This window comes from Aureimonas sp. SK2 (assembly GCF_029813115.1).
In the GTDB taxonomy this organism is placed as follows: domain Bacteria; phylum Pseudomonadota; class Alphaproteobacteria; order Rhizobiales; family Rhizobiaceae; genus Aureimonas.
In genome coordinates, this window is record NZ_JAPZDS010000007.1 from 215096 (window position 1) to 239947 (window position 24852).

Annotated in this window: 26 protein-coding genes; 16 read left to right on the forward strand and 10 right to left on the reverse strand. The window is 68.9% G+C overall.

Annotation, left to right across the window (positions count from 1 at the left end):
- The first annotated feature begins 49 nt into the window (after window positions 1-49).
- From O5O54_RS11255 to O5O54_RS11280, 6 genes are all read left to right on the forward strand, one after another.
- Window positions 50-1090: an Ldh family oxidoreductase gene (locus O5O54_RS11255; RefSeq protein ID WP_279481744.1), complete on the forward strand. Its 1041-nt coding sequence runs from the start codon at window positions 50-52 to the stop codon at window positions 1088-1090.
- Window positions 1091-1183: 93 nt separating this feature from the next.
- Window positions 1184-1972 (forward strand): FadR/GntR family transcriptional regulator, encoded by a 789-nt coding sequence (locus O5O54_RS11260; RefSeq protein ID WP_279481747.1) that lies wholly within the window; start codon window positions 1184-1186, stop codon window positions 1970-1972.
- On the forward strand, window positions 1969-2943 hold the full coding sequence (locus O5O54_RS11265) for a sialic acid TRAP transporter substrate-binding protein SiaP (RefSeq protein WP_279481749.1): 975 nt from the start codon (window positions 1969-1971) through the stop codon (window positions 2941-2943). Before O5O54_RS11260 ends, O5O54_RS11265 begins: the two co-directional genes overlap by 4 nt.
- Window positions 2944-3046: 103 nt before the next feature.
- Window positions 3047-3619 (forward strand): TRAP transporter small permease, encoded by a 573-nt coding sequence (locus tag O5O54_RS11270; protein WP_279481750.1) that lies wholly within the window; start codon window positions 3047-3049, stop codon window positions 3617-3619.
- A 3-nt stretch (window positions 3620-3622) separates the two neighbouring features.
- Window positions 3623-5029: a TRAP transporter large permease gene (locus tag O5O54_RS11275; RefSeq protein WP_279481752.1), complete on the forward strand. Its 1407-nt coding sequence runs from the start codon at window positions 3623-3625 to the stop codon at window positions 5027-5029.
- Entirely contained in the window at window positions 5026-6060 is a 1035-nt protein-coding gene (locus O5O54_RS11280; RefSeq protein ID WP_279481754.1) for an L-idonate 5-dehydrogenase, read from the forward strand. The genes O5O54_RS11275 and O5O54_RS11280 overlap by 4 nt, the downstream gene beginning before the upstream one ends.
- Window positions 6061-6067: 7 nt before the next feature.
- Here O5O54_RS11280 and O5O54_RS11285 read toward each other — a convergent pair whose 3' ends face one another.
- Window positions 6068-7201: a siderophore-interacting protein gene (locus O5O54_RS11285; protein WP_279481756.1), complete on the reverse strand. Its 1134-nt coding sequence runs from the start codon at window positions 7199-7201 to the stop codon at window positions 6068-6070.
- A gap of 185 nt (window positions 7202-7386) precedes the next feature.
- Between O5O54_RS11285 and O5O54_RS11290 the strand changes: the two genes are divergently transcribed.
- Genes O5O54_RS11290 through O5O54_RS11300 form a run of 3 tightly spaced genes read left to right on the forward strand, consistent with a single transcriptional unit; the run spans window position 7387 to window position 10665 of the window.
- A complete protein-coding gene (locus O5O54_RS11290; protein ID WP_407061696.1) occupies window positions 7387-8892 on the forward strand; it encodes an ABC transporter substrate-binding protein in 1506 nt (501 codons plus the stop codon).
- Between the two features lie 13 nt (window positions 8893-8905).
- On the forward strand, window positions 8906-9853 hold the full coding sequence (locus O5O54_RS11295; protein WP_279481758.1) for an ABC transporter permease: 948 nt from the start codon (window positions 8906-8908) through the stop codon (window positions 9851-9853).
- On the forward strand, window positions 9850-10665 hold the full coding sequence (locus O5O54_RS11300) for an ABC transporter permease (protein ID WP_279481762.1): 816 nt from the start codon (window positions 9850-9852) through the stop codon (window positions 10663-10665). The genes O5O54_RS11295 and O5O54_RS11300 overlap by 4 nt, the downstream gene beginning before the upstream one ends.
- On the opposite strand, the gene O5O54_RS11305 is transcribed toward O5O54_RS11300, so the two are convergent.
- Window positions 10662-11363: an endonuclease/exonuclease/phosphatase family protein gene (locus tag O5O54_RS11305; RefSeq protein WP_279481763.1), complete on the reverse strand. Its 702-nt coding sequence runs from the start codon at window positions 11361-11363 to the stop codon at window positions 10662-10664. The genes O5O54_RS11300 and O5O54_RS11305 overlap by 4 nt on opposite strands.
- Window positions 11341-11904 carry a sugar transferase gene (locus O5O54_RS11310; RefSeq protein ID WP_279481764.1) on the reverse strand — a complete coding sequence of 188 codons (564 nt, stop codon included), beginning with the start codon at window positions 11902-11904 and terminating at the stop codon, window positions 11341-11343. Before O5O54_RS11310 ends, O5O54_RS11305 begins: the two co-directional genes overlap by 23 nt.
- 51 nt (window positions 11905-11955) lie before the next feature.
- Between O5O54_RS11310 and O5O54_RS11315 the strand changes: the two genes are divergently transcribed.
- The 3 genes from O5O54_RS11315 to hemA all read left to right on the forward strand — a co-directional run bounded on the left by O5O54_RS11315 (window position 11956) and on the right by hemA (window position 14420).
- Window positions 11956-12888, forward strand: a complete 933-nt coding sequence (locus O5O54_RS11315) for an NAD-dependent epimerase/dehydratase family protein (RefSeq protein WP_279481765.1) — start codon at window positions 11956-11958, stop codon at window positions 12886-12888.
- A gap of 8 nt (window positions 12889-12896) precedes the next feature.
- On the forward strand, window positions 12897-13061 hold the full coding sequence (locus tag O5O54_RS11320; RefSeq protein WP_279481768.1) for a hypothetical protein: 165 nt from the start codon (window positions 12897-12899) through the stop codon (window positions 13059-13061).
- 81 nt (window positions 13062-13142) lie between these two features.
- Window positions 13143-14420 carry a 5-aminolevulinate synthase gene (gene hemA / locus O5O54_RS11325; protein ID WP_407061697.1) on the forward strand — a complete coding sequence of 426 codons (1278 nt, stop codon included), beginning with the start codon at window positions 13143-13145 and terminating at the stop codon, window positions 14418-14420.
- Window positions 14421-14461: 41 nt separating this feature from the next.
- Here hemA and O5O54_RS11330 read toward each other — a convergent pair whose 3' ends face one another.
- The 4 genes from O5O54_RS11330 to O5O54_RS11345 all read right to left on the reverse strand — a co-directional run bounded on the left by O5O54_RS11330 (window position 14462) and on the right by O5O54_RS11345 (window position 17833).
- Window positions 14462-15574 (reverse strand): AbrB family transcriptional regulator, encoded by a 1113-nt coding sequence (locus O5O54_RS11330; protein ID WP_279481771.1) that lies wholly within the window; start codon window positions 15572-15574, stop codon window positions 14462-14464.
- Entirely contained in the window at window positions 15571-16740 is a 1170-nt protein-coding gene (locus O5O54_RS11335; protein WP_279481773.1) for a pyridoxal phosphate-dependent aminotransferase, read from the reverse strand. Before O5O54_RS11335 ends, O5O54_RS11330 begins: the two co-directional genes overlap by 4 nt.
- A gap of 108 nt (window positions 16741-16848) precedes the next feature.
- Entirely contained in the window at window positions 16849-17307 is a 459-nt protein-coding gene (gene mscL, locus O5O54_RS11340) for a large conductance mechanosensitive channel protein MscL (protein ID WP_279481775.1), read from the reverse strand.
- 88 nt (window positions 17308-17395) lie between these two features.
- Window positions 17396-17833: a secondary thiamine-phosphate synthase enzyme YjbQ gene (locus O5O54_RS11345; RefSeq protein ID WP_279481777.1), complete on the reverse strand. Its 438-nt coding sequence runs from the start codon at window positions 17831-17833 to the stop codon at window positions 17396-17398.
- Window positions 17834-17899: 66 nt separating this feature from the next.
- On the opposite strand from O5O54_RS11345, the gene O5O54_RS11350 reads away from it, so the two are divergent.
- From O5O54_RS11350 to O5O54_RS11365, 4 genes are read left to right on the forward strand one after another with little or no spacing between them, the layout of a single operon-like run.
- Entirely contained in the window at window positions 17900-18913 is a 1014-nt protein-coding gene (locus O5O54_RS11350; RefSeq protein ID WP_279481779.1) for an alpha/beta hydrolase, read from the forward strand.
- Window positions 18914-18944: 31 nt separating this feature from the next.
- Window positions 18945-19298: a DUF952 domain-containing protein gene (locus O5O54_RS11355; RefSeq protein ID WP_279481780.1), complete on the forward strand. Its 354-nt coding sequence runs from the start codon at window positions 18945-18947 to the stop codon at window positions 19296-19298.
- Window positions 19295-20413 carry a quinone-dependent dihydroorotate dehydrogenase gene (locus O5O54_RS11360; protein ID WP_279481782.1) on the forward strand — a complete coding sequence of 373 codons (1119 nt, stop codon included), beginning with the start codon at window positions 19295-19297 and terminating at the stop codon, window positions 20411-20413. The genes O5O54_RS11355 and O5O54_RS11360 overlap by 4 nt, the downstream gene beginning before the upstream one ends.
- Before the next feature lie 14 nt (window positions 20414-20427).
- Window positions 20428-21327, forward strand: a complete 900-nt coding sequence (locus O5O54_RS11365; RefSeq protein ID WP_279481785.1) for a histone deacetylase — start codon at window positions 20428-20430, stop codon at window positions 21325-21327.
- Between the two features lie 3 nt (window positions 21328-21330).
- On the opposite strand, the gene O5O54_RS11370 is transcribed toward O5O54_RS11365, so the two are convergent.
- From O5O54_RS11370 to O5O54_RS11380, 3 genes are all read right to left on the reverse strand, one after another.
- Window positions 21331-21600 (reverse strand): DUF6460 domain-containing protein, encoded by a 270-nt coding sequence (locus O5O54_RS11370; protein WP_279481787.1) that lies wholly within the window; start codon window positions 21598-21600, stop codon window positions 21331-21333.
- Between the two features lie 93 nt (window positions 21601-21693).
- On the reverse strand, window positions 21694-23361 hold the full coding sequence (locus O5O54_RS11375) for a cisplatin damage response ATP-dependent DNA ligase (RefSeq protein ID WP_279481789.1): 1668 nt from the start codon (window positions 23359-23361) through the stop codon (window positions 21694-21696).
- A gap of 556 nt (window positions 23362-23917) precedes the next feature.
- Window positions 23918-24730, reverse strand: coding sequence for an exonuclease domain-containing protein (locus O5O54_RS11380; protein WP_279481791.1), 813 nt, complete (start codon window positions 24728-24730; stop codon window positions 23918-23920).
- Window positions 24731-24852 lie beyond the last annotated feature (122 nt).

Below are 24852 nucleotides of genomic sequence, written 5' to 3' on the forward strand. Positions count from 1 at the left end.
GCGGATCGCGCTACGGCGGGCCATCCAGGACATCGGGAGGATACGGGACATGACGAGCGCGATTCTGATCGACGCGGCACGGCTTGAGGGCAGCGTCCGGGCGGCGCTGGAGGGCGCGGGCGCCTCCGCCGAATCGGTCGATGCCACCACGCGGGCGCTGATGCACGCCTCGCGCGTCGGGGTGGACAGCCACGGCGTCCGGCTCGTTCCGCACTACTGCAAGGTCATGGCCGGCGGACGCGTCAACCCGCGCCCCAACGTGACGGTCAAGCGCACGGCGGCGGCGACCGGCACGGTGGACGGCGACGACGGGCTCGGGCACCTCACGAGCTACCGCGCCGCGGCCTTCGCGGTGGAGCTTGCGCGCGAGAGCGGGATCGGGGCGGTCGGCGCGGTGCGCTCGTCGCATCTCGGCGCGGCCGGCGCCTATGCCGCGGCCATCGCCGAGGCCGGCATGATCGGCTTCGCCACGACCAACACCGATTCGGTGGTGGGGCTCTTCGACGGGACCAAAGCCTTCCACGGGACCAACCCGCTGGCCTTCGCCGCGCCTGTGGCGGGCGAAAAGCCCTGGCTCCTCGACATGGCGACCTCGTCCATCCCGATGAACCGCGTTCTCCTCTACCGCTCGCTCGACCAGATCCTGCCGCCGGGCGTGGCCGCCGACACCAACGGGTTGGCCACGCGCGACCCGAAGGCCGCCGACATGCTGCTGCCGCTCGGCGGCGAGGGCTACGGCTTCAAGGGCGCCGCGCTGGCGGGCGTCGCGACGCTGCTGACCGGCATTCTCAACGGCACCACGCTCGACCACGAGTTCATTCCGATGGTCGGCGACGTCGACATCTCGACGCCGCGCAACATGGGCCACTTCTTCCTGGCGATCGATCCGGAGCGATTCGCGGGCGCCGCGCTGTTTGCCGACGGCATGCGGCGCTACCTCGACGCGCTGCGGGCCGTCGCGCCGGTCGAGGGCGGCAAGGTCATGGCACCCGGCGATCGCGAATGGGACGTCGAGGCTCGGCGCGCCATGGAGGGCATCCCCGTCGATCCCGACACGGCAGCCTTCCTCCGCCTCACCCCCGCCAAGTAACGAAGGCTTGACGAGCACGTCAGCGGGCGACAGTATCTGGCCAATTGGTCAGATCAATTGGCCAGGATGCGGCTTGGGAGGGTTGCAGCCGACATGCCGCTCGAAGCCATCGAACCGCGCCGCCTCTACCGCCAGGTCGCCGACCAACTCCGTCACCTCATCGAAACGGGCGAGTACGGGGTCGGCGACCGCCTGCCAACGGAGCGTGAGCTGGCGGAGCGGCTCGGCATCTCGCGCCCGACGGTCCGAGAGGCGCTGATCGCGCTGGAGGTCGAGGGCCGCATCCGCATCCGCGTCGGTTCGGGGATCTACGTGACGGCGCCGCCGGCCGAAGAACCGATGCCCGGCGAGATTGCCGGGCCTTTCGAACTCCTGCGGGCGCGCGAGCTGATCGAGGGCGCGCTCGTGCGCGAGGCGGCCGAGAAGGCGACGGCCGAGGACGTGGCCGCGCTGGACGACTTGCTCCACAGGATGGAGGACGGAACCCATCCGTCGCCGGAGACGATCGCGCTCGACCGGGAATTCCACGTCGCCGTCGCCGGCATTCTCGGCAACGGCGTCATCACGCGCTTCATCGGCGATCTCTTCGACCAGCGCATGACGCCCTACTTCGCGCGGCTCTCGGAGTATTTCGAGACGGGACAGACCTGGCGCGTCGCCTTCGCCGAGCACCAAGCGGTGCGCGATGCGATCGCCGCCGGCGACCCGGCCGAGGCCGAGGCCGCGATGCGCCGCCACCTGCAGCAGTCGCAGGTCCGCTTCCAACACAGTTTCGGCGAGGACGCCGGCTTGGGCAAGGACGGCAGGAGGACGCCGGCCAAGTCCGCACCACGGCGCGCGGCAAAGGCCGGCGCCGGATCCAACGGGAGGAACCACATATGAGCACGAAGACGACCTGGGCGCTCGGCGCACTTGCCCTCGCCACCCTGATGTCGGGCAGTGCCCTGGCGCAGACCAAGCTCACCTGGGGCCATGTCTACGAGGTGACCGAGCCCTTCCACACCGAGTCCGTCTGGGCGGCCGAGGAGATCAAGAAGCGCACGGACGGTCGCTACGAGATCAACGTCTTCCCGGCGTCGCAGCTCGGCAAGGAGGCCGACCTCAACCAGGGCCTGACGCTCGGCACGGTGGACATCATCATTTCCGGCTCGAGCTTCGCCTCGCGCGAGTTCACCCCGATCGGCGTGACCTACTACCCATACATCTTCCGCAACCCGGAACACCTCCTCGCCTATACGAAAAGCGACATCTTCCGCGAGCTCGCCAAGGGATACGAGGAGGAATCCGGCCACCACATCACGGCCGTGACCTACTACGGCACGCGCCACACCACAGCGAACAAGGACATCAAGACCTGCGCCGACCTGCAGGGCGTGAAAATGCGGGTGCCTGATGTGCCGGCCTATCTCGCCATGCCCCGCGCCTGCGGCGCCAACACGGCACCGATCGCCTTCGCGGAAGTCTATCTCGCCCTCCAGAACGGCACCGTCGAGGCGCAGGAGAACCCGTTGACGGCCATCGAGGCCAAGAAGTTCTACGAGGTTCAGAAGACGATCGCCCTCACAGGCCACATCGTCGACCACCTCAACACGGTGGTCTCGCAGACCCGCTGGGCGTCGCTTTCGGACGAGGACAAGCAAATTTTCACCGACGTTATGCTGGAAGCCGCCGAGCGCGCGACCAAGGTCGTGCAGGAGCGCGAGGCCAAGCTCGTCCAGACCTTCAAGGACAAGGGACTGAACGTCGTCGAGGTGGACAAGGCCGACTTCGAGAAGAACGTGAAGGAGAAGTCGCCGCTCGAGAGCTACGGCTACCGCCAGGCGGACTACGACGCGATCCGCGCCGTCCAGTAACGTCTCTTGCCGCCGCGCCTCTGCCCATCGGGGCGCGGCGGGGCGGCTACCGTCCTTCCGCGCCGAACGTCAGGCCGGGCCGAGCGCCCGGCGAGGAACCGTCATGGCCATAGAGCCCCATACCCAAGCGACACCCGAAGAGATCGCCCATGCCTTCGAGGATCCGGCTCCCACGGCCGATCTCAGCCCCTACGCGTTCGAAGACTGGGTCACGCTCCTCGTCTTCTGGGGCATGGCGGTCTGCGTCTTCCTGCAGTTCTTCACGCGCTACGTCCTGAACAACAGCCTGGCCTGGACGGAGGAGATCGCGATCAACTGCCTGATCGTGGTCGTTTTTCTCGGCGCCGTCGCCTGCGTGCGCATGTCCCGGCACATTCAGGTGGACGTGCTCTACCATTACATTCCGGCCGGATGGGCGCGCGTCTTGTCCACCTTCGTGGACGTCCTGCGCATCGCCTTCTTCGCCTATGCCTCGTACCTCCTGTGGCGATACGTCAACATCGTCTCGCGCGAGCGGATGGTCACGGTCGACCTGCCGCGCTCCATCGTCTTCTACACCGTCTTCGGCGCCTTCGTGCTGATGCTCCTGCGCGCGATCCAAGTGGCTTGGGGCAACTGGCGGCGGGGCTATTCCGTACTCGAGCGCCCCGGCGCCTTCGACGGCCTGGGGGAATAATCCATGCTGCTTCTCATCGGCGCCTTTCTCGTTCTCATGGTGGTGGGCGTGCCCGTCGCCATCTCCATGTTCGTGGCCTCGGGCCTTTATCTCGCGATCTACGGCGTCGCGCCCGACATCATCATCGCCCAGCGCATGATGGCCGGCGTCGAGAGCTTCCCGCTGCTGGCTGTGCCCTTCTTCATCCTGGCCGGCAACTTGATGAACATCGCGGGCGTGACGGGCCGCATCTACGCCTTCGCCGTCGCGCTCGTCGGCTGGATGAAGGGCGGCCTCGCGCAGGTGAACATCATCGGCTCGGTGATCTTCTCCGGTATGTCGGGAACCGCCCTGGCGGATGCCGCCGGCATCGGCACGATCGAGATCAAGGCGATGAAGGACCACGGCTATCCCGTGGAGGCCGCCGTCGGCGTCACCGCCGCCTCGGCGACGCTCGGACCGATCTTCCCGCCGTCGCTGCCCTTCGTCATCTACGGCATGATGGCGAACGTCTCGATTGGCGCTCTCTTCATGGCCGGCATCGTCCCCGGCGTGGTGATGACGGTGCTGATGATGATCACCGTCGCGATCTTCGCCTATCGCAAGGGCTGGGGATCCGACACGCCGTTCGAGATCCGCAGGCTGATGTCGGCCTCGCTCGAAATCCTTATCGTCGCCCTCTTCCCGATCTCGGTCTACCTGCTGGTCTATCTCGGCCTGTCCTTGAACCTCTCGGTTCTGATCGCGCTTGCGGCGCTCGTCGCGCTTGACTGGTACTACGACTTCTCGGCCGTAATGGCGCTGATGACGCCGGTCATCCTGATCGGCGGCATGACGATGGGCTGGTTCACGCCGACGGAAGCCGCCGTCGCGGCGGTCATCTGGTCGTTGTTCCTGGGCCTCGTGCGCTACCGCAGCATGACCTTTCGAACGCTGGCCAAGGCGAGCTTCGACACGATCGAGACGACGGCCTCCGTTCTTTTCATCGTCACCGCGGCCTCCGTCTTCGCCTGGCTTCTGACGGTCAGTCAGGCGGCGCAGCTCATGTCCGACGCGATCCTGGCGATCACCGACAATCCGTGGGTCTTCCTGATCCTCGTGAACGTCCTTCTCCTCGTCATCGGCTGCTTTCTGGACACGATCGCGGCCATCACCATCGTCGTGCCGATCCTCCTTCCGATCGCGCTGCGCCTCGGCATCGACCCCGTACATTTTGGGCTGATCCTGACGCTGAACCTGATGATCGGCCTGCTCCACCCGCCGCTCGGCATGGTGCTCTTCGTCTTGTCGCGCGTGGCCAAGCTCTCCGTCGAGCGAACGACGATAGCCATCCTGCCCTGGCTCGTGCCGCTCTTCGTCGCGCTGCTGGTCATCACCTTCTTCCCCGTAGTAACGCTCTGGCTTCCGACGCAGATGGGACTCATCCAATGAACAGCGCGCGCGCAGCGACGATCTTCAGCGCAGAGGACCTTCGGGTCGTGGATCGCGACCTCGGCGACCTCGCACCCGGCCTCGTGCGCATCCGCTTCGGGGCGGGCGGCATCTGCGGCTCGGACATGCACTACTTCCGCCACGGCAAGACGGGCGACTACGTGGTGCGCGAGCCGCTGGTGCTCGGCCACGAGATTTCCGGCATCGTCGAGGCGGTCGGCGCCGAGGTCACGGGCCTCCAGCCCGGCACGCGCGTTGCGGTCAACCCGTTCCGGCCCTGCGGCCATTGCCCCCGCTGCCGCGAGGGCCGCGCCAACCTCTGCGAGAACGTGTTCTTCATGGGTTCGGCCTCGAAGAACCCGCACATGCAGGGCGGCTTCTCCAGCTATTTCGACACGACGCCGGGGCAATGCGTTCCGGTGCCCGACCACGTCTCGATCGAAGCCGCCGCGCTGGCCGAACCGCTCGCGGTCTGCCTCCATGCCGTGAAGCGTGCCGGCGACCTGACGGGCCGTTCGGTCGCGATCGTCGGCGCCGGGCCAATCGGGCTGTTCACCCTGCTTTCGGCACGACTGAAAGGCGCCGGCCACCTCACGGTGATCGACATGGCCGCCGCCCCCCTCGCCTTCGCCACCAAGCTCGGCGCGGACGCGGTAATCGACCTGTCGCAGGATGCGGACGGCTTCTCGAGGATCACGCCGCCCGAAGTTGTGTTCGAGGTCTCCGGCACGCCGGCCGGCCTGTCCTCGGCCATCCAGAACGTGCGCCGGGGCGGCATCGTGGTGCAAGTCGGCAATCTCGCGGCCGGGCCGCTGCCGATCCCGGCGAACTCCGTGATGTCCAAGGAACTCGACCTCCGCGGCTCCTTCCGCTTCGACGTGGAGTTCGCCGAAGCGGTCGGGCTGATCTCGGAGGGCAAGGTCGATGTCCTGCAGATCGTCACCGCCCGCCGGCCGCTGACGGAGGCGCCGGACGCGTTCCGCCTGGCGCTCGACCGCAGCCAGAGCGTCAAGGTCGTGCTGACGGCCTGACGGCTGGTCACTCCTCGTCGGCGGTGGGCTCGTCGTCCTGCCGCCGGCCGCGCCGCCAGTAGGCGACGACGAGGTGGCCGTTCTTCTTGAGGCCGAGCTCCTTGCGGCAGAACCGGCGGATCGCCTTGAACGCCTCGAACTCGCAGCCGGCCCAGACGAAGGGCGGAGGGCCGCCCGGCGTGACCACGGTGCGAAGGGCATCCTCCAGAAGGGTCGTCGTTCCCGCCGGGGCTCCGTTGCGATGCAGCCAGCGCAGCGCGACGCCCGGCGGGTGGTGAAGCGGCTGCTCGTCGTCCGGCCCATCCACCTCGATCAGCGCGTGGCCCCTCGCCTCGGCCGGCATCTCCTCCAGAATGCGGCCGATGGCCGGAAGCGCGGTCTCGTCACCGAGGAGGATCGTGCTCTCGGCCTGGCCGACATCGCCGCCTCCCGGCCCGAGCATGCCGACGGGATCTCCAGGCTGCGCCTCGCGCGACCAACGGCAGCCGGCGCCCGGCGGATCATGCAGCACGACATCTATGTCGACGTGGCCGGCGGCTGGGTCGATTCGGCGGATCGTGTAGACGCGGGTGACGAGCTGGTCATCGCCCTCCGGCCAGACGGGCAGCGCGGCCGGCCCCGCATGGGGCCAGACCGGCACCCGCCCCTTCGGCGGGAACAAGAGGCGCACATGGAGGCCGCCGGTCGAAAACCGCGCCAGATCGGTGCCGGACAGGCGAACGCGGCGCATGTGCGGCGTGAGCTGGTGGGACGAGACGACCCGCATCTCGCGGAAATGGGCGAGCTCGCGGGTATTCGCACCATCGCCGAACCAGACCAGCGGCGGGCAGGCCTCGCCCAGGATATGTTGGAGATAATAGGCGACGACGCCTTTGGCGACGCCGTGCTGCCCGGCCTCCCGGCCCTCGACCACGACCGACAGGGTCTCGCCGGAAAAGCGCAGGCGCGTGTCGCAGTTGTAGATCGTCAGCCGCGTCTCGCCCTCGGGATCGACGGACTGAGCGCCTTCCTCGTCGAGATGCTCCAGGAGGTGGCGCAGGAACCCCGCACGATCCGCGACGGGAGCCGAAAGGCGCGAGACCAGCCGACGGGCGGAAGGTGCCGGGGCCAGCGGGGTCACGCTCGGTTCGATCTGGTCCATGCCGGCTCCTCTTGCATGGCCCGGCCTACGATTTGTTGAACTGTTTCGTCAAGTTTCTGTCGCCGGGAGGATACCGACTTTCTTCGCAGCGCACTCTCGACTTTCGCGGACGCCTATGGTGCCTATGGCCGCCCTCAGACGGGCTTGGACGGTGCGCGAAGTGCCGCGAAGGGAGATCCACAGGCATGCCGATCCTCTCGTCCCAATTCCTGCGCATGACGGCCGGCGCGCTGGCGCTCCTCGCCATGGCGTCGCCCGCCGCCGCCGAGCCGCGCGACACGATCACGCTCGGCATGGCCATCGAGCCGGCGGGGCTCGATCCGACCATCGCCGCGCCCGTCGCGATCGGTCAGGTGGTCTGGCAGAACGTCTTCGAGGGACTGACGCGGATCGACGCCAAGGGGCAGGTTCTGCCGCAGCTCGCCGAGAGCTGGACCGTCTCGGACGACGGGAAGACCGTGACGTTCCGCCTTCGCGAGAACGTCGCCTTCCACAACGGGGCGGCCTTCGATTCGGCGACCGCCAAGTTCACGCTGGACCGCGCGCGGGGCGAGGCCTCCACCAACCCGCAGAAGCAGTTCTTCCAGGTCATCGACCGGATCGAGACGCCGGACGCGGCGACCCTGGTGCTCCACCTGAAGGAGCCGTCCGGCAACCTTCTCTACTGGCTCGCGTGGCCGGCCTCCGTGATGGTGGAGCCCGGCTCCGCCGAGACCAACCGCGCCCAGCCGGTGGGCACCGGGCCGTTCCGCTTCGCCGAATGGCGGCCGGGCGACCGGGTGCGACTGGAGCGCGCTGATCGCTACTGGGACGATGCGAACCGCCCGGCCCTTCGGGAGGCACAATTCCGCTTCATCGCGGACGCGCAGGCCCAGGCCGCCGCGATCCGCTCGGGCGACGTCGACGCGATCCCAGAGTTCGGCGCGCCGGAGCTCTACAAGAGCTTCGAGGACGACCCGCGGCTCGCGAGCGTCGTCGGCAACACCGAGCTGAAGGTGGTGGCCGGCATGAACGCCCGCCGCAAGCCCTTCGACGACGCCCGCGTGCGCCGCGCCCTGATGATGGCGGTGGACCGCGCCGGGCTGGTCGAGGCGGCGATGAGCGGCTACGGCACGCCGATCGGCAGCCACTATACGCCGAACGATCCCGGCTACGTGGACCTAACCGGCGTCGCGCCCTACGACCCGGAAGCGGCCAAGGCGCTGCTGGCCGAGGCGGGCTATCCCGACGGGTTCAAGACGACGATTCGCACCCCGCAGATGACCTATGCCACGCGCTCGTCGGAAATCCTGCAGGCCCTGCTGGCCGAGATCGGCGTGACGCTGGAGATCGTGCCGACGGAGTTTCCGGCGGTCTGGGTCGATCAGGTGCTCAAGGGGCACGACTTCGACATGACGATCGTCGCCCATGCCGAGCCGCTCGACATCGGCATCTACGCTCGCGACAACTACTATTTCGGCTATCGCAGCGAGGCCTTCAACGCCGCGAACCAGGAGGCGGAGCGCGCGCTCGACGAGGCGACGCGTCTGGCCCATTACGGCCGGGCGCAGGAGATCCTGGCCCAGGATCTGCCGGCCCTCTACCTCTTCGTGATGCCCAAGCTCGGCCTCTGGGACAAGCGGATCACCGGCCTCTGGGCCGACGAGCCCATTCCGTCCAACGACCTGACCGACGTCCGCTGGACGGAGTAGCTCGGCCATCGCCTTGACGGCTCTTCTCCTTCGCCGGCTCGCCGGGCTCCTCGCCCTTCTCGTCGTCGTGTCGCTCCTGGTCTTCGTGGTCTTCGACCTCCTGCCGGGCGATCCGGCGGCGGTGATGCTCGGGACCTCGGCGCGGCCGGACACGCTGGCCGCGCTCCGGGCGGAGCTTGGGCTGGACCGGCCCCTTCTCCTGCGCTGGCTCGGCTGGCTCGGCGGCGCGCTGACCGGCGACTTCGGGCGTTCGATCACCTACGGCATGCCGGTGGCCGGCCTGATCGCGCAGCGGGTGGCGGTGACGCTGCCACTGGCGCTGCTGGCGCTTCTCCTGGCACTGGGTCTGGGTCTTTCGGCCGGCTTCCTCGCGGCGCGTCGCCCCGGCGGCGCGGCCGACCGGCTGGCCGTCGTCTTCGCGCAGGCGGGCATGGCGGTGCCGAACTTCTGGATCGGCCTTCTCCTGATCCTCCTTTTCGCCACCACGCTCAACTGGATGCCCGCCGGCGGCTTTCCCGGCTGGGACGCGGGGATCGGAGCGGCGCTGCGCTCGCTCGCGATGCCGGCGGTGGCGCTGGCGCTGCCCCAGGCGGCCGTGCTCTGCCGCGTGACGCGCGGCGCGCTTCTGGAGACGGCCGGCGAAGACTTCCTGCGCACCGCGCGCGCCAAGGGCCTGTCCCACACGGCGGCACTCCTGCGCCACGGCGGGCCGAACGCCCTGCCGCCGATCCTCACAATCGTCGGCTTCCAGTTCGCCTTCCTGATTGCGGGCGCGGTGCTGGTGGAGAACGTTTTCGCCCTGCCCGGCCTCGGACAGCTCGCCTACCAGGCGCTGGCCCAGCGCGACCTCGTGACCCTGCAGGCGGTGGCGCTGCTCCTGGCGGCGAGCGTTGTTGTGGTCAACGGCGCCGTCGATCTCGCACAAGCCTGGATCGATCCGCGCGTGAGGCCGGGCGCGTGAGGCGCGGGACCGTGCGCCTCCTTTCGGGCTCCCTGATCGCGGCGGGGCTGGCCGGCGCAGCATTGGTGGCGCCCTATTGGACACCGTCCCCCGCGCCGTTGCGCCTTCGCATCGCCGAGCGGCTGGAGGCCCCCTTGTCGAGCGGGCTGCTCGGCACCGACCAGCTCGGGCGGGACGTTCTGTCTCTCCTGATGCTCGGCGCGGGCAACAGCCTGGGCACCGCGCTCGTGGCCGTGCTTCTCGGCGCATTCGCCGGCGGGCTGATCGGGCTTCTCGCGGCGGAGAGCGGGGGGCGGATCGGCGGCGCGCTGATGCGCGGCGTGGACGTTCTCTTCGCCTTCCCGCCCCTCCTGTCCGCGATGATGCTGGCAGCGGTGCTCGGCACTGGCTTCTGGAGCGCGACGGTAGCGATCGCGCTCTTCACGACGCCGGTCTTCGCGCGGGTGACCCGCGCGACGACGCTCCAGATCCTGGCACGGGACTTCGTGGCGGCCGCGCGCGCCCTGGGGCGCAGCGGGCCGGCCATCGCGCGGCATCATGTCCTGCCCAACATCGCCGGCGCGATGGCCATCCAGGTCTCGCTCCAGATGGGTCTCGCGATCCTCACGGAAGCCGGGCTCGGCTATCTCGGCCTCGGTCGTCCGCCCCCGGCGCCCTCCTGGGGCCGGATGCTGGCGGACGCGCAGACATATATGGGCGCCGCGCCCTGGCTGGCGCTCGCCCCCGGCTGCGCCATCGCACTCGCGGTCCTCGCCTTCAACCTCATCGGCGACGGACTGCGCGACCGCCTCGACCCCCGCACGCGGCGCTAGAAGACGATCTCGGCGAGAAGCGGGAGGTGGTCGGAAGCCGGCGCGGCCTCGCGCATGGCGACGACCCGGCGCAGCTCGACGCCTGACGAGGCGTAGAGCCGGTCGAGGCAGGCGAAGGGCCGGCCGACCGGCCAGGTGGGAACGGGTCGATGAACCGGCAATGCTGCCGAAAGGGTGCGGTGGACGGGGCCGGTCCGGCGCCATTCGTTGAAGTCCCCGAGCGCGACGGTGGGCATGTCCCGGTCGGCGACGCGGGCGAGCAGCGCCGCCTGGCGCGGCCGGCAGCGCGGATCGAGGCCGAAATGGGCGGAAACGACGTTGAGGCGTCCGAGCGGCGTTGCAATCACCGCCTCGATCGCCCCGCGCGGCTCCATGCCGGGGCCGGGCAGCGCATGGAGGGTCGAGGACTCGATCGGATGGCGGGACCAGAGGATGTGGCCGTATTCCCGGCCGGGCGGGCCGAAGAGGCGCGTCTCCACGAGATGTCCGCCGAGCGCCTCGCGCAATCGCTCGAAGGCGCCGGGAAGGCGTCCCAGATGCGTGCGCCCGTCCACCTCCTGCAGCGCGAGGATGTCGGCGGCGAGGCTCCCAACCACGCGCAGGCTCCGCTCGGGATCGGGCCGACGCCCCTCTCCGACGAACCCATGGAGGTTCCAGCTCGCGATGCGGAGCGGCTCAGGGCCTGTGCGTGCCGACACGGTCCCCCCGCCCCTTGCCGGTCACCGTCTGCAGAATCAACCGAATATCGCCCGCGAAGCTGCGGGTCGCCAGGTATTCGGCGTCCACGATCGCAAGCCGCTCGGGATCGGACATGTCGATGTCCTGAACCTGCGCCAGCCCGGTGATGCCGGGGCGAAGCGCGAAGACGCCGCGGGCGCGCCGCGCCTTGATGAGCTGCGCTTGGACCGGCAGGCAGGGGCGCGGGCCGACGAAGCTCATTTCGCCCTTCAGGACGTTCCAGAGCTGCGGCAGTTCGTCCAGCTTCCAGCGGCGCAGCGCGGCGCCGAGTCGCGTTACCGCCGAGACCGGCGTCTCGTGCGAGGCCGCAGAGACCGTGCCCTGCGCCATGGTGCGCAGCTTGTAGCAGGTGAAGACGCGCTCGCCGCGCCCGACCCGCGCCTGCGCGAAGATGCCGGGGCCGGGACTGTCGCGCCGCACGAGGACGGCGAGCACGAGAATTACCGGGCCGAACACCAGAAGGCCGGCACCGCTTGCCAGAATGTCGAACACGCGCTTCATGGGTGGCGAGTGCCGCAAGTTCGCGGGCAGAGCAAGGGGGAGCATCCCGACGTGCGTATTCTCGTGACCGGGGCGTCCGGCTTCATTGGCCGGAACCTCGTCGCCCATCTCGCCGGACAGGGCGATGCGGTGACCGCCCTCTCGCGTGGGAAGGACGGCGCGCCGGACGACCTGCGGCAGATCGGCGGCTGGTCGGGGTGGCCGAAGGGTCTGGACACCGTGATCCATCTGGCGGCGCTCAACCCGAAGCGCAACGAGCCGGCCGCCAAGGACGACGCGGCGCTGATGGCGGCCAACGCCTCCGCGACGCAGGCCCTCGCCGAGACGTCCGCGCGGCATGGCGTTCGGCGCTTCGTCTACGCTTCCACCAATCTCGTGCATCCCCTCACCTCCGAGCCCTTCGACGAAAGCGCGCCGACCCGGCCGCAGAACGCCTATGCCGCCTCCAAGCTCGCGGGCGAGACCGCGATGTGGCGGGCGCTCGAAGGCAGCGCGACCGAGGGCACGGTTCTGCGCCTGCCGCCGGTCTACGGCCCCGGCGGCCGCGGCGGCGTCGCGGCGCTGCTGCGCGTGTCGAGCCTGCCGGTCCCGTTGCCGCTCGCGGCCCCCAGCGCCAGCCGCAGCCTCCTGTCGCTCGCCAACGCGCTGGAGGCGCTGACGCTGGCGGCGGGCGCGCCAAGCGCTGCCGGCGGTACGTTCCTCGTCTGCGACGGCGAGCCCTGGAGCCTCGGCGAGATGGTCGCCTTCGCCCGCCAGGAAATGGGCCGTTCGCCGCGCCTCTTCTCCTTGCCTACGCATGCGCTGGCCCGGATCGCGAGCCTGGCCGGCCGCCGCGAGCAGTACGAGCGGCTCTTCGGCTCGCTCGTCGTGGACGACGCGGCCTTCCGCACCGCCACCGGCTGGCAGCCGCCGGAAACGACGGAGGACGGGCTGCGCCGCATGTTGCGCGACCTTCACTTGAAGCGCCGGGGCAAGCGGGGTTAGAGGCACTCATGACCCACGATCTGATCGACCCTGCCAAGCTGAAGCGCCAGAAGCGCCTGGAGGAGACGCTGCGGGAGAACCTGCGCCGCCGAAAGGAGCAGGCGCGCGGTCGGGCCGAGAGGGGGGACGCCGAAACCGGCGCCGAGGACACATCCAGCGAGGAGAAGGCCTGAACCGGCGGCTTGGACATTCTGTCCGGGTGGACTTCGCGAGGGCGCGATCTTAGAACGCCTCTCATCAAGGAGTTCCGGATGATCGACTACCACTCGCATTTCGCATCCGCGATCGAGGCTCTCCACGCAGAACGCCGCTACCGTGTCTTCGCCGACCTGGAGCGTATCGCAGGCCGTTTCCCCGCCGCCGTCTGGCGCCATGAGGGGCAGGCCCGCGAGATCACCGTCTGGTGCTCGAACGACTATCTCGGCATGGGCCAGCACGCGGCCGTTGTGGGCGCGATGACGGATGCCGTCGCCTGCATGGGCTCGGGCGCCGGCGGCACGCGCAACATTTCCGGCACCAGCCACCCGCTGGTGGAGCTTGAAGCCGAACTCGCCGATCTCCATGGCAAGGAGGCGGCGCTGGTCTTCACCTCCGGCTTCGTGTCCAACGACGCCTCGATCTCGACCATCGCCAAACTCCTGCCGGACTGCCTGATCCTGTCGGACGAACTCAACCACGCCTCGATGATCGAGGGCGTGCGCCGCTCCGGCTGCCGCAAGCAGGTGTTCCGCCACAACGACGTGGCTCACCTCGAAGAGCTGCTGAAGGCCGCCGATCCCGAGCGCCCGAAGCTGATCGTCTTCGAGAGCGTCTACTCGATGGACGGCGACGTGGCACCCATCGCGGCGATCTGTGACCTCGCCGACCAGTACAACGCCATGACCTATATCGACGAGGTCCATGCGGTCGGCATGTACGGCCCGCGCGGCGGCGGCATCACCGACCGCGAGGGCGTGGCGCACCGTCTCGACGTGATCGAGGGAACGCTCGCCAAGGCCTTCGGCGTGCTGGGCGGCTACATCGCCGGCAGCCGCGCGCTGGTGGACGCCGTGCGCTCCTATGCGCCGGGCTTCATCTTCACCACCGCCCTGCCCCCGGCGCTCGCCGCCGCGGCCGCCGCCTCCATCCGCCACCTCAAGCAGTCGGGCGTCGAGCGCGCCGGCCAACAGCGGCAGGTGGCGGCGGTGAAGGGCGCGCTGACGGGCGCCGACCTGCCGGTCATGTCGTCGGACACGCATATCGTGCCGCTTCTGGTGGGCGATCCGGACCTCTGCAAGCAGGCGAGCGACCGGCTTCTCGACCGCCACGGCATCTATATTCAGCCGATCAACTACCCGACCGTGCCGCGTGGCACCGAGCGGCTGCGCATCACGCCGACCCCGCTGCACGACGACGCGCTGGTGGCAGCCTTGCGCGACGCGCTGGTCGAGACCTGGACGGCGCTGGGCATTCCCTTCGCCTCCCAGCGCCCGGCCGAGACCGAGCGCGCCGAAGCGGCACCCGCGCTGGTGCTGGCCAAGGCCGGCGGCTGATCCGATCCGACGAACGCCCGCGACGAGCGGGCGTTTTCGCATCAGGGCTCGCGCGTCGGATCGTCTTCCGTGTCGCGCGCAGAAGCGGCGGGGGCGGCTTCCTTGCGCACGACGCTCCCTTCCGAGCGCGTCCGCGGCAGGCGGCGGGCGAGGATCGGAACGATCAGCGCGAGGCCCACGAAGCGCACGACATGGTGCGCGGCGACATAGGCCGGGTCGAGATTGAACTGGAAGGCCAGCACCGTCAGCGCCTCCAGTGCACCCGGCGCATAGGCCAGCGCGATCTTGCCGAAGGCGATGCCGAGCAGCGCGAAAGCCACCAGCCCGGCGAGCCCCGACAGACCGAGCCCGATGGCGAAGGCACCGAGCGAAGCCGTCAGAAGTTCGGCCATGGCGCTCCGGTGTTCGGGGCGAAGCCGTGCGCCGATGGAGCAGCCGAGCACGACCAGCGCGGGAATGGCGATCCAGTTGGGCACGGCGACCGGCGCGATTTCCGTGCCGTGCAGAAAGGCGCTGGCGAACAGCGCGCCGAGGATCAGCCCCCCCGGCAGGCGGCTGCGTACCCCGATCCAGGCGCAGAGAGCGCAGAGCCCGGCGAGGATCGCATATTGCAGCGGCGTGCCGATGACGCCGCCGCGCAAGGAGCCCTCGATGGCATTGGCGCCTTCAAGCCAGGCGAGAAGCGGGGTCAGCGCGCCGATCAGGAGGAGGAGGCGGGTCGACTGGACGACGACGATGCGCGTCATGTCCGCCCGCGTCTCGGAGGCGGCCGCAAGCACGAAGGACATGGCGCCGGGCAGCGAGGCGAAGAGAGCGGTTTCCCGGTCCCAGCCGAAGACTCGCTCCAGAAAGACCTTGGTCGCCACAACGATCAGTGCGACCCCGACCATCTGGATGGCGAAGGACAAGGGCCAGAGCGCCAACTGGTTGACGACTTCCGGCGTGACGCCCGACCCCGCCTGGATGCCGAGCACGAAGAAGGTCGCGTCCCGCAGCCGGTCGGGCACCCGCAGCGTGAGTCCGGACAGGGTGGCGACCACGACGGCCATCGTCGCGCCGAGGAGCCAGGCGACCGGCAGGCCGGCGAAGGCCGCGACGCTGCCGCCGAGCGCCCCGATGGCGATCGTCAGTCCCGCCTGGGCGTAGCGGTTCAAGGCTGCCGCCCAATCCAATCCACAAGCCGGGCGGCTGACTCCTCGACCTGGTCGAGCCGCCGGTGGAAGCAGGCGCGCAGATGGCCCTGAGTATTTGGCGCGAAGGCGGCGCCGGGCGCGAGGCCGACCCCCACCTCGTCGGCGATGCTGAGCGCCGCCCGCATGCCGTCGGTGATGCCGTCGATCGCGAAGAAAGCGTAGAACGCGCCGTCCGGCGGGGCGATCGAGACGCGGTTGGTAGCAGCCAGCGCGCCGGTGAAGATGCGGCGCGCCTCGGCCGCGCGGGCGACCTGGGTTTCGATGAAAGCTTCGCCCCCTTCGATCGCCGCTACGGCGCCGCGCTGCATGAAGGTGGCGACGCCCGAGTTGGAATATTGCACGAGGTTCTCGATCAACTGCCCCAGTTCGGGCGGCGCCTCGATCCAGCCGACGCGCCAGCCGGTCATCGCCCAGTTCTTGGAGAAGGAGTTGACGAAGACCAGCGCGTCGCCGTCCGCCATCGCGTCGTGGAACGAGGGTGCCCGGTCGCCGGCGTAGAAGAAGCGGCTGTAGATCTCGTCCGCCACGACGAAGACCCCGGCCTCGCGCGTGATCGACAGGATGTCGCGGATGGTTTGCGCGTCGGCCGTCCAGCCGGTCGGGTTGTTGGGCGTGTTGACGAAGACGGCGCGCGTGCGCGGCGTGATCGCATCGCGCAGGCGGTCGAGGTCGAGGCGCCATTGCGAGCCCGTCCAGTCGAGCGGCACTTCGACGGGTTTCGCGCCGCTGACGCCGGCCGCGGCGGCGAAGTTCGGCCAGAGCGGCGAGACGAAGACCACCTCGTCGCCCTCGCCTGCCAGCGCGGTCAGCACGAGCTGGATGGCATGCATGCCCGATCCGGTGACGAAGATGCGCTCGGGCGAGGTCGGGCGACCGTAGAGGCGCTGGGTGTAGCCGGCGATCGCCTGCCGCAGTTCGGGGATGCCGCGCTGCCAGGTATAGAAGGTCTCACCTTCCTGGAGGGATCGGGCGGCGGCGTCGGCGATGAAGGCGGGCGTCGCGAGGTCTCCCTCGCCGGCCCAGAGCGGGATCAGGCCGTCGCGTCCGCGCGCATGGTTGATGACGGCGACGATGCCACTCTCGGGAGCGGCGAGAGCGGCCGGACGCAGACGTTGCAGAAGGCTCATGAGGGCAGTCCCGGACACAAGTTCGGACCGCCGACGGTTCGCGGTCCGCTGCGCCGGGACTCGGTCTTTCCGCCCCGTTCGTCAAGCCCGGAGGATGGCAAGGCTCGCTTAAAAGTCGCCGCCCGGCACCTGGCCCGGCCGCACGCTTGGGCGTCCGCTGGCGAGGAGGTCGCGGATCTCCTCGAGAAGCTTCTCCTCGCGCGGAACCTCCTTGGCCTCGGGCGGCTTCGCCTCCTCCTTGCGCTTCAGGCGGTTCATGAACTTGACCACCATGAAGAGCACGAAGGCGACGATCACGAAGTTGATCGCAAGCGTGATGAAGTTGCCGTAGGCGATGACCGCACCCTGCTCGCGCGCCTGGGCGAGGCTGGTCGCGGTCACGTTGGAACTCAGAGCGATGAATTGGTTGGAGAAGTCGACGCCGCCCGTGATGAGGCCGACGATCGGCATGATGATGTCGGCCACGATGGAGTTGACGAGGCCGGAAAAGGCAGCGCCGATGATGATGCCGATCGCCAGATCGACCATGTTGCCCTTGAGGGCGAACTCCCGGAATTCCTTCAGCATGGCTCGACCTTCTCCCGACAGACTCACGGTGCCGTGAGTGGAGGGTATCGTAGGGTTCCGGGAAAGCAACCTTCGCGCGAGTGGCGGCTCAGCCGCGCGCCGTACCGAGGAAGTGAAGGACGATCTCGCGCCGGTGCGGGCGCGCGCGGTGCTCGAAGAGGTAGAGGCCCTGCCAGGTGCCGAGCACCATACGCCCGCCCTCCACGGGAACGGACAGGCTGGTGTCGGTCAGCGCGGTCTTGATGTGGGCCGGCATGTCGTCCGGCCCCTCGATCGTGTGGACATAGGGCGCATCCTCCGGAGCCAACCGGTCGAAGGCCGACAGGAGGTCGGTGCGCACGTCGGGATCGGCGTTCTCCTGAATGGTGAGAGAGGCCGACGTGTGGCGGATGAAGACGGTCAGGAGCCCGTCGCCCGCGCCCTCCGCCGCAAGGACGGCCGCGATCTCGCGCGAGATGTCGGTGAGCCCCTGCCCGCGCGTCTGGACGGTCAGGCGGTGGAGAAACTGCTGGGTGACGGATTGCATGGTCGACTTTCCCTCCGGTCCTCATGCCATATGGCCGCATTGCAACGCGCGGCGAGAGACATTCTCATGACCAGCGACATCGTGCTTCCCGCAGCCGCCTTCGCAGAGCGCGACGACGAATTGCACGGGCTCAACGCGGAGATCGCCGCCTTTCAGGCAAGCCGGCCGAGCCCCTGGTCGTTTCCGGTGGACGTGGTGCGGACGGCCCGCCGCCAAGGCCTCGGAGTGTTTCCCGGACTGTCGCCCGATCCGGATGCCGTCGAAATCCGCCTTCCGTCCGGCAGCGGACACACCATCCCGATTCGCATCCTGCGCCCGTCTGATGGGCGTGCGCGCGGCACCTATCTGCATTTCCACGGCGGCGGCTGGGTGTTCGGGGAGGCGGTCGAGAACGACCCGCGCCTTCGGCGCCTCGCGGACGCGACGGGGCTCTGCGTGGCCTCGGTGGACTACCGGCTCGCGCCGGAATACCCGTTCCCCGCGGGGCCGGACGACTGCGAGGCGGCTGCGCTGGCGCTGGCCGACGGGCGGCTCGCGGACCTGCCGGCCGGATTTCTCGCCATCGGCGGCGAGTCGGCGGGCGCGCACCTTTCCGCTCTCACGCTCCTTCGCCTGCGCGACCGGCACGGTCTTGCGCCGTTCCAGGCCGCCAATCTCGTGGCCGGCTGCTTCGACCTGTCGCTGACGCCGAGCGTACGCCGCTTCGGGCCGGAGCGGTTGATCCTGAACACCGATGATGTCGGCGAGTTCGTGCGGCGGTTCCTCGCCGGGGGCGAAGACGCGCGAGACCCCGCGGTCTCGCCGCTTTATGCCGATCTCAAGGGCATGCCCCCGGCCCTCTTCAGCGTCGGCACGCGCGATCTTCTTCTCGACGACACGCTGTTCATGAGCGCGCGCTGGCTGGCGGCGGGCAACGAGGCGGAACTCGGCATCCAACCGGACGGGTGCCATGTCTACGAGACCTTCGCCAGCGATGCGGGAGGGCGCTCGGAGGCGCGCATGGCCGAGTTCCTGAACAGGCAGATCGAAGGGGTTGCGGCATCGGGTCCGACCTCAGCGCTGGAGGCGGGCGCCGATTGACGGCGGGCAACGTGTCTGGCACGCGGATCGCATGAAACAGAGCGCGCTCATCTTCAAGCTTTCACCCCGGTCGGAGTGGCTCGCAGCCGAGGCCGCCGGCCGCTTTTCCGGCGCGCCCGTCGACCTCGAGGACGGCTACATCCACTTCTCGACCGCCGAGCAGGTGCGCGAGACGGCGGCGAAGCATTTCGCGGGCGACGCCTCGCTGATCGTCGTCGCCGTCGACCCGGAGAAGCTGGGTCCGGCGCTGAAGTGGGAGCCTTCGCGCGGCGGCGCTCTGTTTCCCCATCTCTATGGCGAACTGTCGATGGACGCGGTGGTCTACGTCGCCGATGTGCCGCTCGGCCCGGACGGGGTGCACGTGTTTCCGGGCAGCGTCCGATGAGCGGTCTCTACGGCCTCGCCCGGCCGCTCCTGTTCAAGCTCGACGCCGAGCGGGCGCACACGCTATCGGTCGAGGCGCTGAAGCGCGGGCTGGTGCCGCGGCGCAATCGGCCGATCGACCCCCGCCTGCGCACGGAGGTGGCGGGCCTCACCTTCCCCAACCCCCTCGGCTTGGCGGCAGGCTACGACAAGAACGCGGAGGTGCCGGACGCTGCGCTCCGGCTCGGCTTCGGCTTCGTCGAGATCGGCACGGTGACCCCCCTTCCGCAGGAGGGCAACCCGAAACCCCGCGTCTTCCGCCTGCCCGAGGCTGGCGCTGTGATCAACCGGCTCGGCTTCAACAATCACGGCCACGCCGACGTAGCCGAGCGGCTTGAGGCGCGCTCGCGCAAGGCCGGGATCGTCGGCGTCAACATCGGCGCCAACAAGGACGCGGCCGACCGGATCGCCGACTACGTCGCAGGGATCCACCGGTTCGAGGCGCTGTCGAGCTATCTGACCGTCAACATCTCGTCGCCCAATACGCCGGGCCTTCGCACACTGCAGCAAGGCTCCGACCTCGACCGGCTCCTAGAATTCGTGATGGCAGCGCGCGACGGCGCGGCGGCGATCGCGGCCACCAAGCGGCGCCCTGTGTTCCTGAAGGTCGCTCCCGACCTCAACGAGGACGAGATCTGGGCGATCGCCGACACGGCCAAGCATCGCAAGGTCGAGGGGTTGATCGTCTCCAACACGACCCTGTCGCGCCACGGCGTCGAGGGCCGCGCGAACGGAAACGAGGCGGGCGGCCTGTCCGGGCGCCCCGTGTTCGACCGCTCGACCTACGTGCTCGCCATGTTCCGGCGCGCGATGGGGCCGAGCGTGCCGATCATCGGCGTCGGCGGCGTCGAGAACGCTTCGACCTTCCTGCGCAAGATGGAGGCCGGGGCCGACCTCGTGCAGCTCTACACCGCCCTCGTCTACGGCGGGCCGGACCTGCCGATCCGCATCCTGAAGGACCTTTCGCGCCATCTCGACCGGACCGGCATCGACACGATCGCGAGCATCCGCGACAGCCGGGTGGACGAGATCCTCGCCGGTCCGCCGCCGCTCGGCTGGGAAGTCCCGCGGCCGTGAGGGCCTGAAGTCCGTTGCCGCTGGCGATCGTCCACCATCCGGCCTTCGACGCGCGGTTCGACGAGGCGCATCGCTTCCCGATGTCGAAGTTCACGCGGCTGGCCGCCATCCTGGTGGAGGACGGACTGGTGCCGAACGGCTTCTTCCAGCCGATAGCGGCGCCCGAAAGCTGGCTGGAGCTGGCGCACGATGCGTCCTATGTCGATGCCGTCGTGACCCAGCGTGTGGACAAGGCGACGGAGAAAGCGATCGGCTTCGCCGTGGACGAACGGGTCGCACGCCGCTCGCGCTGCGCGACCGGCGGCACGGTGCTGGCGGCCCGGCTCGCGCTGGAACTCGGGCTCGCCTGCAACACGGCCGGTGGCAGCCACCACGCCGCGCGTGAGGGCGGCGCGGGCTTTTCCGTTTTCAACGACGTGGCCGTCGCGGCCTCCGTGCTGATCTCGGACGGCGAGGTCGGGCGCGTTCTCGTGTTCGACTGCGACGTCCACCAAGGCGATGGCACGGCGCGCATCTTCGCCAACGATCATGCCGTCTTCACGCTGTCGATCCACGGCGAGCGCAACTACCCCCACCCCAAGGCCGTTTCGGACCTCGACCTCGGCCTGCCCGACGGGACGGGCGACGAGGCCTATCTCACCGTTCTTCCAGACCTCTTGGAGACGGCCTTCGCACGGGCGCGGCCGGACATCGTCTTCTACAATGCCGGCGTGGACCCACACGCGGAGGATCGGCTCGGCCGGCTGTCGCTGACCGACGCTGGGCTCGCGGAGCGCGACCGGCGCGTGATCGGCTTCTTCCGCGAGCGGAACGTGCCCGTGGCCGGCGTCATCGGCGGCGGCTACTCGCGCGACATCGAAGCGCTGTCGCGCCGCCACACGATCCTGCACCGTGTGGCGAGCGAGTTCGTCTGACGGCTATCCGCGCCCGGTCTTCAGCAGGCGCGAGACGAGGAAGATGGGCACAACGACGGCCGCGCCGAGGAGCACGTAGTCGATTACGCGGTTGAGCGATCCGAAGACGCTGACCCACATCCACTGGACGAAGTCCTTGGCCCATTCGACGAGTTCGTACGGGCGGATGTCGAACCACGACAGGAGGATGCCGACAAGCAGCGAGATCACCAGCAGCCGGACGAGGACCGCCAGCGGCGAGCCGCCCAGAAACGTCGAAACGCGATCGGCCATGTCGGTCTTCTCCACCAGGGTTCGCATCCGAGGTAGAGGGCAGATTGTGGCGATGCAAGCACCGGATCCGCCGCAGAGGTTAAGCGGCGCCGCTCAGCCGTCGATCATCGCCTGCAGCGTTTCCAGTCGGTCCGCCTCCGAGGCCGGCTTGTCCCAGCGCAGACGCGAGACGCGGGGGAAACGCATGGCGACGCCCGACTTGTGGCGCCCGGACCGTGCCAGCCCCTCAAAGGCGACCTCGATCACCAGCCCGTGGTCGGGCTCGGCGCGCACCGAGCGCACCGGTCCGAAGCGCTCGATCGTGTTGTCGCGGATATACTTGTCGAGCTGCTTCAGCTCCTCGTCCGTGAAGCCGAAATAGGCCTTGCCGACCGGCACCAGCTCCGGCGCGTCCTGCGGTCCCGTCCAGACGCCGAACGTATAGTCGGAGTAGAAGCTCGACCGCTTGCCGTGGCCGCGCTGCGCATACATCAGCACGGCGTCGATCAGGTGCGGATCCTGCTTCCACTTGAACCACGGCCCCTTCGGTCGACCGGGCACATAGGCCGAGTCCCATCGCTTCAGCATCAGCCCCTCGATCACCGGATGGGGCGGATCGGCGCGCAGGCGCGACAGGTCGTCGAAGCTTTCGAAGTGCACGAAGGGCGAAATGTCGAAGCGGCTCGGCTCAAGGCCGGCGACGAACCGGTCGAGCCGCTTGCGCCGCTCGGCGAAGGGCAGCGCGCGCAGGTCGTCCGCGCCGTCCTGTAGGAGGTCGTAGGCGCGCAGGAAGACCGGATGCTGCTTCATCACCGCGGACGACACGCTCTTGCGGTTCAGCCGCTGCTGGAGGTCGGAAAAGGTGCCGACCACGATGTCGTCGCGCACCGCGCCCTGATGCGGATGGACGGCCGGGCGACCGGAGCCCTTGGAAGCCGGGCGCGCCACCAGGAGTTCGCCATCGAGAGAGCCCTCGAAGGTCATGTAGTCGAGCAGGTCGGGGAAGGCGCCGGACACGTCGTCGCCGGTGCGCGAGTAGAGGCGCTTCACGCCGCGCTCCACCGTCGCCTGGACGCGTATGCCATCCCACTTCCATTCGGCGGCGTAGTCCCCCGGCACGATGCGGCCGTAGTCAGGCGGCTCCAGGGGCTGCGACAGCATGACGGGGCGGAACGGCGAGGCAGCGGCCGAGACCGGCTTCTCGGCCCTCCCCTCCAGCCAGTCGAAGAGCTCGACATAGGGAGGGCGCAGCCCGTGCCAGAGTTCCTCGATCTCGGCGACGTCCTTCGAGCCGAAGTCGGCCAGTGCCTGCTTCGCCAACCGAGAGGATACGCCGATGCGCAGCGAGCCCGTCACCAGTTTGAGCAGGGCATAGCGGCCGGAAGAGTCGAGCTTATCGAGCCAGTTCTCCACGAGGCGCGGCCCTTCGGCGCGCGTGGCGCCGTCGAGCTCGGTGACCACCTGTTCGAGCGTCGGCGTGTCGTTGCGACGGACGACCTCGCCGTCGTGCGGCGAGGGCCAGACAAGCGCGATCGTCTCGGCGAGGTCGCCGACATAGTCATAGGAATACCCGAACAGGACCTCGTCCATCCGCTCGGCCATCAGGTCGCGCAGCATGGCGGGCTTCACGGACCGGATGTCGAGCTCGCCCGTGATGGCCGCCAGAGCATAGCCGCGCTCAGGGTCGGGCACATGGCGGAAGTGATCGACCATCAGCCGCAACTTGCCGTTCCGCGACGGGGTGAGCACGAGACGGTCGAGAAGGTCGGCGAAACGCTGCAAGGAGTTGTCCGGCTAGCTCGTGATCTGGGCATAGATAGCCTGCCCGAGGCCTTAGGCGAGTCGGGCGGTTCGCGGCCGATAGCCGAGAGTACCTCGCCGATCCGACGGCAGCCTTTTCCGCCGAAGCCCAATTGCTCTAGACATCGTCACCCGTCCGGGAAATCGGACCGTTCCGACCGGGTTCTGCGCGTGAAAGGCAGTGAGTATCCAGCATGTCAGGTGGCCCGCTTCTGGAATTGAAGCGGACTGACGATGTACGAGGTGGAAGACCGCTGCACGGGGTCGGGACACGTCACCGGAACGGCAGATCGCGCAAGCAACCGGACGCGGAACCTTAGAACGGACACCAAGGGAGTTCGGCCCTCAGCCGACCTGGGGTCCGGATGCCGCGACATCAGGCTTCTTTCGGCATGTCATCGAGTCGTTCTGGCGGCTTCAATCGCTGGCGTGAACCAGCCGGTGCTACGCGTAGATCAGCGCTTCTGCCGCGCCGTTCGGCCTTCCCGGCGCAGCGAACGATGAGCGGCATTCCCCGCTCCGGAAGCGCAGCTTGGACTCATGCGCCCAGCGGCATCGGCCGGGCCATCGCCGCAAGGGCCGTCCGCTCGCGCAAGCCGACTTGATGGCGTGCGGTGAACAACGCATCGGCATCCATTCCCGGTTCTCGAATAAGCCATTCGAGATAGTCGAGCGGCACCTCTGCTATCGGCACGTTCTTGTGCCGGCCAAAGCGCAGGCGTGCCAGGAGCGCCGGCTCGGCTGAGACGCGCTCTGCCCGAACCAAGAAGTCTGCCGCGTCTCGGCAGCGCGGCAGCAGTTCGGCGGCGATACGGCGCAGGAGCACGGCCGTGCAAAGCGCGTCATAGAGCGCGCGATGAGGGTTAGACCCCTTCAACTGCTCCGCCACATCGGACAAATCGAGAGGAACGTACTTCACCAGCGATTGAAGCCCGTGCGCACGCACACCCGGAAAAGCGCGCAGCGCGAGCTTGTAGGTGCAGAGCCACGCCCCCGGCAGCTTCAGACGCGATCGGTCGAAGGAAGCGCGCTGCGCGGCATAGACGGAAGCCCCCCCGAAAGCCGCGCGCGCAGTGGCGAAGTCGGGCGCCCCAGCCAGCATCTCGTCGCTGATGCGATGGACGCGTCGGGCTCCCGGCGTGATCGACACGCCACCCGGATCGACGAGAGTTTCGCGAGGGTCGAAAATTCGGCCCGTCGTGAGATCGAGATCGACAGACCCGATCTCGATCACCGCGTCGTCCGCGAGACCGTGGCCGGCGGTTTCGACGTCGATCACCCTTACGACAAGAGACGGTTGGTCAGAGAAGAGATTCGGCGCCGGGTCTGCAGATGGGAACAAGTCGGGCATGCACTCCATATCGGCGTTCACAAAGGCAGGCGCCAGACCCCGTCACCGGGCCGAGCGCCGCGCCCTCGTCGATCGGTATCGACGGAGCTGCAACGCGAGCCGCTCCCCTTCTACTCTTGGCG

What these genes read in the sequence shown, in the direction of transcription:
- O5O54_RS11255 (WP_279481744.1), top strand. Translation starts at nt 50, where the DNA reads ATGACGAGCGCGATTCTGATCGACGCGGCACGGCTTGAGGGCAGCGTC.
- O5O54_RS11260 (WP_279481747.1), top strand. Translation starts at nt 1,184, where the DNA reads ATGCCGCTCGAAGCCATCGAACCGCGCCGCCTCTACCGCCAGGTCGCC.
- O5O54_RS11265 (WP_279481749.1), top strand. Translation starts at nt 1,969, where the DNA reads ATGAGCACGAAGACGACCTGGGCGCTCGGCGCACTTGCCCTCGCCACC.
- O5O54_RS11270 (WP_279481750.1), top strand. Translation starts at nt 3,047, where the DNA reads ATGGCCATAGAGCCCCATACCCAAGCGACACCCGAAGAGATCGCCCAT.
- O5O54_RS11275 (WP_279481752.1), top strand. Translation starts at nt 3,623, where the DNA reads ATGCTGCTTCTCATCGGCGCCTTTCTCGTTCTCATGGTGGTGGGCGTG.
- O5O54_RS11280 (WP_279481754.1), top strand. Translation starts at nt 5,026, where the DNA reads ATGAACAGCGCGCGCGCAGCGACGATCTTCAGCGCAGAGGACCTTCGG.
- O5O54_RS11285 (WP_279481756.1), bottom strand. Translation starts at nt 7,201, where the DNA reads ATGGACCAGATCGAACCGAGCGTGACCCCGCTGGCCCCGGCACCTTCC.
- O5O54_RS11290 (WP_407061696.1), top strand. Translation starts at nt 7,387, where the DNA reads ATGCCGATCCTCTCGTCCCAATTCCTGCGCATGACGGCCGGCGCGCTG.
- O5O54_RS11310 (WP_279481764.1), bottom strand. Translation starts at nt 11,904, where the DNA reads ATGAAGCGCGTGTTCGACATTCTGGCAAGCGGTGCCGGCCTTCTGGTG.
- O5O54_RS11320 (WP_279481768.1), top strand. Translation starts at nt 12,897, where the DNA reads ATGACCCACGATCTGATCGACCCTGCCAAGCTGAAGCGCCAGAAGCGC.
- O5O54_RS11335 (WP_279481773.1), bottom strand. Translation starts at nt 16,740, where the DNA reads ATGAGCCTTCTGCAACGTCTGCGTCCGGCCGCTCTCGCCGCTCCCGAG.
- mscL (WP_279481775.1), bottom strand. Translation starts at nt 17,307, where the DNA reads ATGCTGAAGGAATTCCGGGAGTTCGCCCTCAAGGGCAACATGGTCGAT.
- O5O54_RS11345 (WP_279481777.1), bottom strand. Translation starts at nt 17,833, where the DNA reads ATGCAATCCGTCACCCAGCAGTTTCTCCACCGCCTGACCGTCCAGACG.
- O5O54_RS11350 (WP_279481779.1), top strand. Translation starts at nt 17,900, where the DNA reads ATGACCAGCGACATCGTGCTTCCCGCAGCCGCCTTCGCAGAGCGCGAC.
- O5O54_RS11355 (WP_279481780.1), top strand. Translation starts at nt 18,945, where the DNA reads ATGAAACAGAGCGCGCTCATCTTCAAGCTTTCACCCCGGTCGGAGTGG.
- O5O54_RS11360 (WP_279481782.1), top strand. Translation starts at nt 19,295, where the DNA reads ATGAGCGGTCTCTACGGCCTCGCCCGGCCGCTCCTGTTCAAGCTCGAC.
- O5O54_RS11370 (WP_279481787.1), bottom strand. Translation starts at nt 21,600, where the DNA reads ATGGCCGATCGCGTTTCGACGTTTCTGGGCGGCTCGCCGCTGGCGGTC.
- O5O54_RS11380 (WP_279481791.1), bottom strand. Translation starts at nt 24,730, where the DNA reads ATGCCCGACTTGTTCCCATCTGCAGACCCGGCGCCGAATCTCTTCTCT.